The organism is Lentzea alba (assembly GCF_047445655.1).
In the GTDB taxonomy this organism is placed as follows: domain Bacteria; phylum Actinomycetota; class Actinomycetes; order Mycobacteriales; family Pseudonocardiaceae; genus Lentzea; species Lentzea alba_A.
In genome coordinates this window covers 243034-254646 of the sequence record NZ_JAJAEG010000004.1, presented here as the reverse complement: position 1 = coordinate 254646, position 11613 = coordinate 243034, and the positions used below count along the sequence as shown (strand labels likewise).

General features: G+C 69.6%; 13 protein-coding genes. 2 read left to right on the top strand and 11 right to left on the bottom strand.

Annotated elements, in window-relative coordinates:
• Nucleotides 1–14: 14 nt before the first annotated feature.
• The 6 genes from LFM09_RS08875 to LFM09_RS08850 all read right to left on the bottom strand — a co-directional run bounded on the left by LFM09_RS08875 (nucleotide 15) and on the right by LFM09_RS08850 (nucleotide 4322).
• Complete coding sequence (locus tag LFM09_RS08875; RefSeq protein WP_414095832.1) at nucleotides 15–308, bottom strand: hypothetical protein; 294 nt, start codon at nucleotides 306–308, stop codon at nucleotides 15–17.
• On the bottom strand, nucleotides 305–1480 hold the full coding sequence (locus LFM09_RS08870; protein WP_414095831.1) for a cation:proton antiporter: 1176 nt from the start codon (nucleotides 1478–1480) through the stop codon (nucleotides 305–307). Before LFM09_RS08870 ends, LFM09_RS08875 begins: the two co-directional genes overlap by 4 nt.
• 5 nt (nucleotides 1481–1485) lie before the next feature.
• A complete protein-coding gene (locus LFM09_RS08865) occupies nucleotides 1486–1959 on the bottom strand; it encodes a cation:proton antiporter regulatory subunit (protein WP_414095830.1) in 474 nt (157 codons plus the stop codon).
• Between the two features lie 7 nt (nucleotides 1960–1966).
• Nucleotides 1967–2608 carry a response regulator gene (locus tag LFM09_RS08860; protein WP_414095829.1) on the bottom strand — a complete coding sequence of 214 codons (642 nt, stop codon included), beginning with the start codon at nucleotides 2606–2608 and terminating at the stop codon, nucleotides 1967–1969.
• A complete protein-coding gene (locus tag LFM09_RS08855) occupies nucleotides 2605–3555 on the bottom strand; it encodes a histidine kinase (RefSeq protein WP_414095828.1) in 951 nt (316 codons plus the stop codon). The genes LFM09_RS08860 and LFM09_RS08855 overlap by 4 nt, the downstream gene beginning before the upstream one ends.
• A 116-nt stretch (nucleotides 3556–3671) precedes the next feature.
• Nucleotides 3672–4322, bottom strand: coding sequence for a winged helix-turn-helix transcriptional regulator (locus LFM09_RS08850; protein WP_414095827.1), 651 nt, complete (start codon nucleotides 4320–4322; stop codon nucleotides 3672–3674).
• Between the two features lie 122 nt (nucleotides 4323–4444).
• Here LFM09_RS08850 and LFM09_RS08845 point away from each other — a divergent pair, with 122 nt between their 5' ends.
• Nucleotides 4445–5656 carry an MFS transporter gene (locus tag LFM09_RS08845; protein ID WP_414095826.1) on the top strand — a complete coding sequence of 404 codons (1212 nt, stop codon included), beginning with the start codon at nucleotides 4445–4447 and terminating at the stop codon, nucleotides 5654–5656.
• On the opposite strand, the gene LFM09_RS08840 is transcribed toward LFM09_RS08845, so the two are convergent.
• Nucleotides 5649–6236: a helix-turn-helix domain-containing protein gene (locus tag LFM09_RS08840; protein WP_414095825.1), complete on the bottom strand. Its 588-nt coding sequence runs from the start codon at nucleotides 6234–6236 to the stop codon at nucleotides 5649–5651. The genes LFM09_RS08845 and LFM09_RS08840 overlap by 8 nt on opposite strands.
• Nucleotides 6237–6304: 68 nt before the next feature.
• Here LFM09_RS08840 and LFM09_RS08835 point away from each other — a divergent pair, with 68 nt between their 5' ends.
• Nucleotides 6305–7267, top strand: a complete 963-nt coding sequence (locus LFM09_RS08835; protein WP_414095824.1) for an alpha/beta fold hydrolase — start codon at nucleotides 6305–6307, stop codon at nucleotides 7265–7267.
• Here LFM09_RS08835 and LFM09_RS08830 read toward each other — a convergent pair.
• The 4 genes from LFM09_RS08830 to LFM09_RS08815 are packed head-to-tail and all read right to left on the bottom strand — an operon-like array spanning nucleotide 7260 to nucleotide 11572.
• Nucleotides 7260–8729: an amidase gene (locus LFM09_RS08830; RefSeq protein WP_414095823.1), complete on the bottom strand. Its 1470-nt coding sequence runs from the start codon at nucleotides 8727–8729 to the stop codon at nucleotides 7260–7262. The two genes, LFM09_RS08835 and LFM09_RS08830, sit on opposite strands and share 8 nt — an antisense overlap.
• Before the next feature lie 4 nt (nucleotides 8730–8733).
• Nucleotides 8734–9600 (bottom strand): alpha/beta fold hydrolase, encoded by an 867-nt coding sequence (locus LFM09_RS08825; protein WP_414095822.1) that lies wholly within the window; start codon nucleotides 9598–9600, stop codon nucleotides 8734–8736.
• Nucleotides 9600–11003, bottom strand: coding sequence for an amidase (locus LFM09_RS08820; RefSeq protein ID WP_414095821.1), 1404 nt, complete (start codon nucleotides 11001–11003; stop codon nucleotides 9600–9602). The genes LFM09_RS08825 and LFM09_RS08820 overlap by 1 nt, the downstream gene beginning before the upstream one ends.
• Nucleotides 11000–11572: a TetR/AcrR family transcriptional regulator gene (locus tag LFM09_RS08815; protein WP_414095820.1), complete on the bottom strand. Its 573-nt coding sequence runs from the start codon at nucleotides 11570–11572 to the stop codon at nucleotides 11000–11002. The genes LFM09_RS08820 and LFM09_RS08815 overlap by 4 nt, the downstream gene beginning before the upstream one ends.
• Nucleotides 11573–11613 lie beyond the last annotated feature (41 nt).

Here is an 11613-nt window from a genome sequence, read left to right as displayed (position 1 = left end):
TCGAGTTCCTCGGATCAGGGGTGCACGGAGTCGGAGAACACCGCCCGAGGAGGCGCCCGGCTCGACCACGGACCCGATTCCGCTGCCTCCCACCCCACATCACCCGGCACATCGACATGCGCAGCCCTCGACGCTGGGCGCGGACCGGAAACGCTCGGTGCGAAGCACGCGTCCGGTGCCGCGACCGACAGCGCGTGCACGGCGGAAACCGAGACGTTCAGACCCACATCCGAACGGACGGCGTCATGTCGCGCGCTGGAGCCGACGAGCACCAGCAGCAACGCGAGCAGGACGCCGGGCCACCTCACCGGGCCGCTGCCCGCCTGCGCGCGAAGAACTCGCCGACCGGTTCGACGTACCGCGCGGCGATGGGCCCGATGATCGCCATCAGCAGCACGTAGGCCGTGGCCAGAGCCGCCAGCTGCGAGTTCACCTGCCCGGACGCGACCGCGAGCCCGGCGATCACGATGGAGAACTCGCCACGCGCCACCAGTGCCGCACCCGTGCGCGCACGCCCCATAGGACCGATCCCCTGACGACGCGCGGCCCACCACCCGGTCGCCACCTTCGTCAACGTCGTGATCACCGCGAGCAACACCGCCATACCCAGAACCGGCGGGATCGTCCGCGGATCGGTGTTGAGACCGAACACCACGAAGAACATCGCGGCGAACAGATCGCGCAACGGCTCCAACAGACGAGTGGCGTTCTCGGCGGTGGAACCGGAGATCGCGATGCCCAGCAGGAACGCGCCGACCGCGGCGGAGACCTGCAGTTGAGAGGCGATGCCGGCGACGAGCAACGCGGACCCGAGCAGCTTGAGCAGGAACACCTCGTGGTCCGGACTGTCCACAACGGCCGAGATCACGCGACCGTACTTCAACGCCACCACCAGAACCACGGTGATGGCGAGCAAAGAGATGCCGACCGACGTCAGCCCGCCCAGGAAGCTGACCCCGGCCAGCACTGCAGTGAGCACCGGCAAGTACACAGCCATCGCGAGATCCTCGAACACCAGCACCGACAACACCACGGGCGTCTCGCGGTTGCCGAGCCGGCCGAGATCGCCCAGCACCTTGGCGATGATCCCGGACGACGAGATGTAGGTGACGCCGGCCATCGCCAGCGCGCCGACCGGGCCCCAGCCCAGCAGCAGCGCCACGATCGCGCCTGGTGCGGCGTTCAGCACGATGTCGAGCACACCGGCCATCCACGACTTGCGCAGTCCGGTGGTGAGTTCGGACGCCGAGTACTCGAGTCCCAGTAAGAGGAGCAGCAGCACGACGCCGATCTCGCTGGCGAGGTGGGCGAACTCCTCGATGCCGTGCAGCGGGACGAGGCCGCCGGAGCCGAACGCCAGGCCGCCGACGAGGTAGAGCGGGATCGGTGAGATGCCGAATCTCCAGGCCAGGCGGCCGAGCAGGCCGAGCCCGAAGAAGACCGCACCCAGTTGGATCAGCGCGATCGTGGTCTCGTGCACGTGCCTCAGCCGCCCGTCAGGATGTCCGCGGCGGCATCGAGGCCGTCCCCGGTGCCGACGACTACCGCGAGATCGCCGTGCTCGAACACGAACTCGGGCCCCGGCGACGAATGCGCGTTGCCCGCGCGCACGACCGCGACGATCGACGCACCGGTGAGGGTGCGCAGAGCCGTGTCGCCCAGGGTCCTGAGAGCGAACGCGGTGACGGGCAGCTGACGGGTCGTGATCCCGGTGATGTCGCGGTGCTGCTTCGCCAGCTGCGTCACGAGCTGCGGCGCGCCGAGCAGGCCAGCCAGCGTGCCGGCTTCCTCCGGCGCGAGCGGGATCGAGGCGACGGTGGCGTCCGGGTCGTCCTGTTTGGACAGAATCAGCTCGAACTTGCCGTCGCGGTAGGAGATCACCCCGATCCGGCGGCCGGAGCGGATGCTGAAGTCCTGCCTGACCCCTATGCCGGGCAGGGGCGTCACTTCGACGTTCACTGGGTTCCTAGGGTTCGATCAGCCCGGCGCGGATCGCGTACCGGGTGAGCTCCAGGCGGTCCTTGAGCCCGAGTTTCTGCAGCAGGTTGGCGCGGTGCCGTTCGACGGTCTTGACGCTGATCACGAGCAGGTCGGCGATCTCCTTGGACGAGTGGCCCTCCGCGACCAGCTTGAGGATCTCCTCCTCGCGGTCGGTGATCGCGCGGGCGGGGATGCCGTCCTTCGCGCGGTCCAGGTAGTTGCGGATCAACGAGTTCATCGCGCCGGGATAGAGGAACGGCTCGTCGCGCATCGCCGCCCGGCACGCCTCGACCAGATCGCGGTCGGCGACGGACTTCAGCACGTACCCGGACGCGCCCGCCTTCAACGCCTCGAAGAAGTACTGCTCGTTGTCGTACATCGTCAGGATGAGAATCCGCAGGTCAGGCAACAGTCGCGACAACTCGCGCGCGGCCTGCAGCCCGGTCATCCGCGGCATCGCGATGTCCAGGACGGCCAGGTCCGGTTTCTCCGCCCGCGCCAACGTGATCGCCTCGGCACCGTCACCGGCCTCGGCCACAACGGTCAGATCGGGTTCGCTGTCCAGGATCAACCGGACTCCACGGCGCACGAGCGCGTGGTCGTCGGCCAACAGGATGCGCACGGTCATCCGCGCACCACGAGCCGGACCTCGGTGCCGCCTTGAGGCGCCGAGCCGACGCTGAGCTCGGCACCGACCAGCAGCGCACGTTCGCGCATACCCCGGATCCCCGCACCCTCAGAAGCCTCACCGATCCCACGGCCGTTGTCGCGCAGCAGCAGCTCCACTTTGGACGAACGAGCGCGCAACGACAGCTCGACAGCGTCGGCGGCAGCGTGCCGGACCGTGTTCGTGAGGCCCTCCTGCGCGACCCGGTAGACGACCAGTTCCGTCTCGGCGTCCAGCGCGGGCAGGTTCCTGTCGAACGACTGCCGCACCGGCAGGCCGATCTCCGCCGTGAGGGCTTTCAGAGCGCTGACCAACCCCAGCTCCTCCAGCACACCGGGCCGCAGCCGGCGGGCGATGCGGCGGATCTCGTCGAGCGTGCTGCGGGTGGTCTCCTGCGCCTGCAACAACTCCTCGCGCACCTCCGGTGGCGACTGGTCGGCGACCCGCTTGAGCCCCAGCAACACCGCGGTCAGCGACTGCCCCACCTCGTCGTGCAGCTCCTGCGCCACGCGGCGGCGTTCAGCCTCCTGCGCCGACAACGCCCGCGCCGCGCTGAACCCGCGCTCCGCCTCCAACCGGTCGATCATGCTGTTGAACGTGGTGATCAGCTCGGCGATCTCCCCGTGTCCGCGCGTGGTCAGCCGCGGCCCCGGCTTGAGCAGGTCGATGGTCGTCATCGCGCGCGTCAGCCGGCCCAGCGGCGCCAGGCCGACGCGGATCAGCACGGCGTTCGCGATCAGCATCACCGCCAGCCCGGCGGCCAGCACGAGCACCTCGCCGAGCAGCGCGGGCGTGGAGACGGTCGCGGGACCGAACACCAGCAGTGCGGCCGCCGCCACCAGGACCAGGGCGTTGAGCAGGAAGATCCGCCCGAACAACGACACGCGCTTCGCCTCTCCGTGATTCACTTCCCGCTTCGCCTGCGAGGCTGACGGGTGACACGGCCACGTGTCCATCCGTGGCAACACCCATGTTCGCGGCGCGGCGCGAGGTGCGCCGGGCGGAGGTGGAGAGGCGAGCGGGCTCAGGCCGGTCGTGGGGTCGTGAACACGCGCAGGAACGTGTCGAGCAGCTTCTTGCGGCCGGTCAGTTCCACCAGCCCGCTCTTCGCCGCCGTCACGATCGCCCTGAACGACGGCAGGGCGTCCTCGTCGATCTTCGCCGTGATCACCAGATCAGGTTCAGGGGCAGGCCCGACGCCGGATTCGAGCTTCCCGTCGGTGAGCACGGCGTGCAGCACGATGTCGTGGGCGCGGATCTCCCAGGACGCCGTCACGCCTTCCGCCTGGCCGGGCTGGAAGGCGGCCCTCATGTTCAGCGTCACACCTTCGACGCTCACGTGGTCGCCCGGCTGCGGTTCGCCGAGCTGGGCGGAGCCCCACCGGCCGAGCGCGAGAACGGCCGGCTCCAGGTCCTGGCCGACCGGCGTCAGTGCGTAGACCACGCCACGCTGCGGTGCGGGGGCGACGCGGCGTTCCACCACGCCCGCCTGTTCCAGCTCCTTCAGCCGGGTGGACAGCACGTTCGTCGGGATTCCCGGCAGCCCTGACTGCAGGTCCGTGTAGCGGCGCGGACGCACCAAGAGGTCGCGCACGATCAGCAATGCCCAGCGCTCGCCCACGAGCTCCAACGCCCTGGCGATGCCGCAGTACTGGCCGAAATCACGTCGCTTCATGCACCCAGCGTAGCGAGCTTGCACAAGCGGTGCAAGTCACCGTTTTAGAAGTTCACTTGCAAAAACGAAGTAGAGTGGTCTACCGTCAGTGTCCTCAACCCCGAAGACGAGAAGGAAGCGCCATGACCGCACTGCTCGATCGCGCCACAACTGCCGGGCCGCGCCTGCCGCGCACCGTGGGCTTCGCGGGGATCTCTGCGGCGATGGTCGCGATCCTCGTTGCCGCCGGCGCCCCGACCCCGCTCCTGCCGATCTACCAGGCGCGGTGGGACTTCCCGCCGTCGACGCTGACCCTGGTCTTCGGCGTCTACGCGCTCGCACTGCTGGTGGCGATGCTCGTGATCGGGTCGCTGTCCGACCACATCGGACGGAGGCCGCTGATGATCGGCGCCCTCGCCGTGGAGCTCGTGGCGATGCTGATGTTCTTCCTCGCCCCCTCGGTCGGCTGGCTGATCGCCGGCCGGGTCGTCCAGGGCATCGCGACCGGCGCGGCGTCGAGCGCGCTCAGCGCGGCCGTCGTCGAGCTCGCGCCCGAGCGGCACAAGAAGCTCGGCGCGTTGATGACCGGCATGGCACCACTGGCGGGCCTGGGCATCGGCTCGCTCTTCGCGGGACTGATCGCGGCGCCGGAGACCGTGTGGCTGGTGCTCGTCGTGATCATGGCGCTCGGCACGGCCTTCACACTGGTCACGCCGGAGACCGCGACCCGCAAGCCGGGCGCTCTGTTGTCACTGATCCCGAGCGTGCAGGTGCCTGCTCAGGTGCGTCGCCTGTTCTCGACGGCCATCCCGGGGCTGGTCAGCGGCTTCATGCTGATGACGTTGTTCATGGGACTCGTGCCGGTCGTGCTCGTCTCCGTGTTCGCGGTGCACAGTCCCGTCGTCGGCTCGCTGGCCGCGTTCGTGGCGTTCAGCGCGGGAACCGCGGTCGCGGCCACCACGACCAAGATCAGCCCGCATCGGTTGCGGCTGGTGGGAACCAGCGCGATGACCGTCGGCGCGATCCTGTTCGTCGGCAGCGTCGGCGCGCACTCGCTGCCGCTGCTGTGGGCCGCCGCGGCGTTCGGCGGCGCCGGGCTCGGTTCGTCGTTCTCCGGCACGACGAGGGGGATGGTTCCCGAGGTGGCGCCGCAGCACCGTGCGGGCCTGTTCACCGCGATCTACCTCGTCGGCTACCTCGCGATGGGTGTCTCCGCGATCGTCGCGGGCTACTTCGCCGGCGTCGTCGGTGCTGCCGCCATGGCCACCGGGTTCGGCGTCGTCACCGCGCTCGTCGCGCTGACCGGTGTGATCGTCACGACCGGCTTCAACCGAAAGAGCCTCGCGCTCAGCTAGCACGATGCGGGTCGGCGTGGATGTGCGTGCGGACTCCCTGCGGGTCGAACAGGACCAGCAGCTCCACAGCGCCGCCGTCCGCGCTCCCCAGCCAGTGCGGCGAGGACGTGTCGAACTCGGCCGCCTCACCAGGCGGCACGGTCAGATCGAGATCGTCGAGCACCAGCCTCAAGTGTCCGTTGAGGACGTAGAGCCACTCGAACCCGTCGTGCGTCTTCGGCGTGGGTTCGAGTGGTTTCGGCGTGGCGGGGATGAGCATCTTGAACGCCTGCACCCCGCCCGGCCGCCGGGACAGCGGCACGAACGTCATGCCGAACCGGTGGATCGGCTTGAGGTGGATGCGCGGATCACCGGTGCGCGGGGCGCCCACGAGGTCGTCCAGCGGCACGTTGTAGGTGCGGGCCAACGGAAGCAGCAGCTCCAGGGTCGCGCGGCGCTGCCCGCTCTCCAACCTGGACAGCGTGCTCTCCGAGATGCCGGTCGTCGTGGCGAGGTCGGCGAGGGTGATGCCGCGGTGCCGCCGCAGCGCCCGCAGCCGTGCTCCCACACCGTCCAGTACGTCTTCGGTTTCGCGGTTCACGCCCGGCCATCTTGCCAGGACGGCAAGTTTTCGTGCCAGATCAGGCCGGGCCGTCCCAGGCTGAGGCCATGAAACACATCGCCCTCGCCCTTCTGCTCGCCCTCGCCGCCTGCGCGCCCTCCCCGGAAGCGCCCCCGCAGTACGCCGCGGTGACCCAGCACGACCAGGCGTTCCAGGGCAGGTTCCGGCACGAGTTCCAAGACGTCGACGGCGTGAAGATGCACTACGTGAAAGGTGGCAGCGGCACCCCGGTCGTGCTGATCCACGGCTGGCCGCAGACCTGGTACGGCTGGTGGCCGATCATGCCGAAGCTCGCCGAACAGCACACCGTCTACGCCATCGACCTGCCCGGCCTGGGCGACAGCACCGGCACCCCGGGCAGCTACGACAAAGCCACGCTGGCCAGGTACGTCCACAAGCTGATCGCCGAGACGCTCAACGTCCGCAACGCTTCCATCATCGGACACGACCTGGGCGCCGCCGTCGCGTTCCAGTACGCCAGCCGGTTCCCCGCCGACACGGCCCGCCTCGGCTACCTCGACCTGCCGCTGCCGGGACCGGCCATCGACGGCCGCACCTACCGGAACCTCAGCTGGCACATCGCCTTCCACTCCCAGCCCCAGGTGCCGGAAGCGGTGGTGGGCAACGACGTCCGCGAGTACCTCAAGCTCTTCTACCCGCAGGTCTCCTTCAACGGCACGGCTTTCGGCGGCACCTCGACGCAGTCCCCGTTCACCGACGCCGAGATCGACGAGTACGCCCGCACGTACCAGAAACCCGAAGCACTGAAGGGCGGTTTTGGGCTGTACCGCGCACTGGACCAGGACGTCAGCGACACCACCAAAGCGGCGCCTGTAAAGACCCCGACGCTGATCATGGCCGCGCAGGGTCAAGCCCAAGCGATCCGAGGCACCGCAGCCCCGCGGATGACGAACATCGTGCGCGCGGTGGACGTTCCGCACGCAGGACACTGGCTCGCCGAGGAGAACCCGGAGTTCGTCACCGCGGAGCTGCTGAGCTTCCTCAAATAGGCGCGACCCGGTCAGCCCACGGCAGTGCTTCCTCCAGCTGGGCGCCGAGCCGGATCAACAGCGACTCCCCCGCGAGCGGCGCCACGAACTGAACGCCGAGCGGCAGCCCGTCCGCCGTCCAGTGCAGGGGCAACGAGATCGCGGGCCGGCCGGTGATGTTCGCGAGCTGCGTGTACGGCACCCAGCCGAGGTTGTCCTGGATCATGTCGTCGACGATCTTGGTGTGCCGCAGCAGCCGGGCCGTGCGGGTGCGAAGCAGCACGTCCGTCGCCCGTTGCAACGACACCGGCAGCTCGAACGCACCGACCTTCGGCGGCGGAGTCGCCAGCGTCGGCGTCAGCAACAGGTCGTAGGACTCGAAGAAGACGCTCAGCCGACGGGTGTGCTCGTGGCGCCGCTGCACGGCGTCCACGTAGTCGACGCTGCTCGTGGCCCGGCCCAGCGCGGCCATGAGCAGCGTCTCGCGTTCGAACGCGAGGTCCGGAGCCCCGGACAGCCGCTTGGCGTCGGCGACCTTCCAAGCGAGGTTGACGAACCACGTCAGCAGGAAGTCGCGGGCCAGAACGGCGTCGTCGAAGGGCGCCTCCGGCAGCTCCTCAACCTCATGGCCAAGCTCGGTCAACACGCGAACGGCGGTCTCGACGGCCGCGAACGCCTCAGCGTGCGGCTGAGGGTTGATCGCCGACGGCACCCGCACGCCGATCCGCAGCCTGCCCGGCGCCTCGCCGACGCACGACGCGAACGAGGCCTCGGGCATCGCGGGCGAGTACGGCCCGGACAGCTCGCCGCCGCAGATCACGTCGAGCATCGCGGCGGTGTCGCGGACCGTGCGGGACACGACGCCCTGCACCGCCGCGCCGTGCATCATCTCGGCGGTCTCCGGGCCGAACGGCGTGAGGCCACGACCCGGCTTCATGCCGACGAGTCCGCAGCACGCCGCGGGAATCCTGGTCGAGCCGCCACCGTCGTTCGCGCCGGCGCACGGCACGATGCCGGCGGCGACCGCGGCTGCCGAACCACCGGACGAACCTCCGGGGGTGCGCGAGAGATCCCACGGGTTGCGCGCGGGTCCCCAGGCGAGCGGCTCGCTGATCGCCTTCGCGCCGAACTCCGGCAGGTTGGTCTTGCCGAAGATCACCAGACCGGCGTCGAGCCAGCGGTGGACCACGGTCGAGTGCTCAGCGACCGGGAGCCGCGACAGCGAGCGCGAGCCGTTCGACGTGGGCAGGCCCGCGTAGTCCTGGCCGAGGTCCTTGATCAGGAACGGCACCCCGGCGAACGGGCCGGTGAGCTCGTCCGACGGTTCGGCGGGGACGTCCCGGACGATCGCGTTGAGCCTCGGGTTCACCGCCTCGGCGCGGGCTCGTGCCACCGCGAGGAGTTCGGCCGCGGACACCTGCTTGTCCGCGACGAGCTGCGCCAGCCCGGTGGCGTCGTGTTTCCGGTACTCGTCGAAGTCCACGCGCTCAAGGTAACTGCTCGACGACCCCGAAGACGGTTTCGCGCACCACCGCAGGACACTCCTGCGGAATGAGGTGCCCGGCTTCCTCGACGACGATCATCTTCCCGCGCGGGACGGCGGCCATCAGGTCGGCGGCCCACTGGTTGAACCTCGGCCGCCACTCCGTCATGCCCCGCTCGACCAGTCCGGCCTGCAGACAGACCGTCGGCACGTCCGGCGTGCCGGTGGCCTGGAGTCGCCTCATCAACGGCAGCGCACCCTCGATCTGCTGCGCTTCCCTGCTGCCCGCGCGCATCGCCCTCGCACACGCGTAGTCGCGCGTCATGATCGCCACGTCGGCGGCGGTGATCTCCGGCGACACCCCGTTGCGGAACGTCGCCTTCTTGATCAACCCCTTGCCGCCGAACCGCGCGATCAACGCCATCAGCGCGAAGAACCGGGCGGCGATCTTCGCGTTCTTCGTGGACATCACCTCGGCGAGGGTCGCGTCGACGAACACCATCCCCGCCGTTCGCTCGGGATGCCGGTCGGCGAACAGCCGGATGATCGGCCCGCCCCAGCTGTGCCCGACGAGCACCACCGGTTCGGTCTCGCCGAGAACGTCGAGCAACGCGACGAGGTCGTCGACGATCCGGTCGAGGGTGCGGTCGTGCGGGTCGACGTCGCTGCCGCCGTAACCCGCGCGGTCGTAGGACAACGTGCGACAGCGGGCGCTCACCTCGCGCTGCGTGTGGACCCACGACGACGCGGGCGCGCTCATGCCTGCCTCGAAGACGACCAGCCGGCCCTCCCCCGCCATGACGGTGCGGAGCTTCCGCCCGTCCGGCAGCGTGACGATCTTCTCGGTCAGGCCGGCGCCGGGATCGGGCATCACGCCTCCCAGACCGGAGGGCGGAGGTCGGCCCACAGCCCCGCGCTTTCCAGCTGTGCGGCCAAGGCGAGCAGTTCGGCGTCGTGCCGGTTGCGGCCGACGAGGTGGGCACCGTGCGGCAGACCAAGACCGTCCACATGCGACGGAACGGAGATCGCGGGCACACCGGCGAGATTCACCCACGGCGTGTGGCAGGACCAGCGCAGCATCCGGTCAGCCTCCTCACCCTCGTAGTAGCCGATCGGGACAGGCGCGCCGTTCGTCGTCGGCGTCAACACCACGTCGTAGTCGTCGATCGCGGCCAGGAACGTGCTGGCGTAGCGGGCAAGCACCGCCTGAGCGGTCACGACGTCGTTGGCGGACAAGGCATCGCTCATCGACAGGAGCTGTTGTGAGTACGACGAAAGGAGATGCGTCCGGTCCGACAGCATCATCGCCTGCACCGCCGCACCCACCGAGTACGCGAACCAGTCGACGATCGCGCGCCGCACCGGCTCCTCCCAGCGCGCGGGCAGCGGGATCTCCCGGACCTCGTGACCGAGCTCGGCGAGCAGGTCCGCGGTGCGCCGGGCGGCCAGTTCCGCCTGCGGGTCGACGTCCTGGTCGAGTCCGGTGTCGGTCCACATCGCCACCCTCAACGGCCGCCGGACGCCGAGCGCGGCGGTGAAACTGCCTGCCGGACGCCAGCCGTAGAGATCGCCAGGCGCGGGACACGCCATCACGTCCAGGAGCAGCGCGGCGTCCTCAACTGTGCGTGCGATGGGGCCTTCGGTGGAGGCGACGAAGAACGAGGTGGCGGGCGCCGAGCTCACCAAACCCCTGCTCGGCTTGAACCCGACGAGATGACAGGTGGCCGCGGGCGTGCGGATCGAACCCGCGCCGTCGCTCGCGTGCGCGACCGGCAGAAGTCCCGCTGCGACAGCCGTTGCCGCGCCGCCGCTGGACCCACTGGAGTAGCGGTCCAGCGCGTAAGGCGTCACGGACGGGCGCGGCGTGACGTCGTTCTCCGTGTAGCAGGTGGAACCGAACTCCGGCGTGTTCGTCTTGCCGAGCACGACCGCGCCCGCCTGCCGCAGCAGTCCGGAGGTCCAGGAGTCCTCTGTGGGCACGAAATCCGCCATGGCCACCGACCCGAACGTGGTCCGGATGCCCGCGGTCGCCGCCAGGTCCTTGATGCCCAGCGGCAGGCCGAGCAACGCCGACCGTTCGCCTCGGGCCAGTCGTTCATCCGCGGCTGCAGCTTCTTCAAGTGCGGCGTCAGCGACCGTCACGAACGCGCCGAGTTGTGCGTCGAGGCGGTCGATGCGCGAGAGGTAGTGCTCGGTCAGTTCACGTGAGCTGATCTCCTTGGTGTGCAAGGAATGCAACTGTTGCGCGGCCGTCAGCTCGTGCAGGTCGCTCATGGCGTCACCGCCGTTCCGGTGAGCAGGCTGTGCACGGACCACGTGACCACTTCCAGCTCTTGCGGGCTCAGCGGCTGCCCGCCGAACATCCTGCGGTGCATCAGCGGGCCCTCCAGCAGGTTGCCCACCAGCGCCAGCTCGGGGACCTCGCCGATCTCACCGCGCCGCACCGCTCGTGCGATCGCGTCCACCAGGGGCTGTGACCGGCGCGCGACCAGGCTGCGGAACGTGCGCTCCGCCTCGTCGTCGCGGCGCAGGTCGGCCAGGAAACCGATCAGGCCGTCGTTCCACGGCTGGTCCCAGGCCATCGCCAGGTCCTCCACGAATGCGCTGAGGTCGCCGTGGAGCGAACCCGTGTCGCAGTCGGGCACGGGCGGCAGGAACTCGTCGAGCACGTCCGCCACCAGCCGCACCTTGCTGCTCCACCGGCGGTAGACGTCCGTGCGGTGCGCGTTCGCCTGCGCGGCGACCTGCGTCAACGTCAGCGCGTCGTACCCGTGCTCGGTCAGCAGCGCCCACGCCGTGACGAGCAGCCGCTGTTCGAGTTCGGGATCCCGCGGACGCGCCATGACTGTCCCTCATTCCACAACAGGTTGTTGCGTTACCGTAG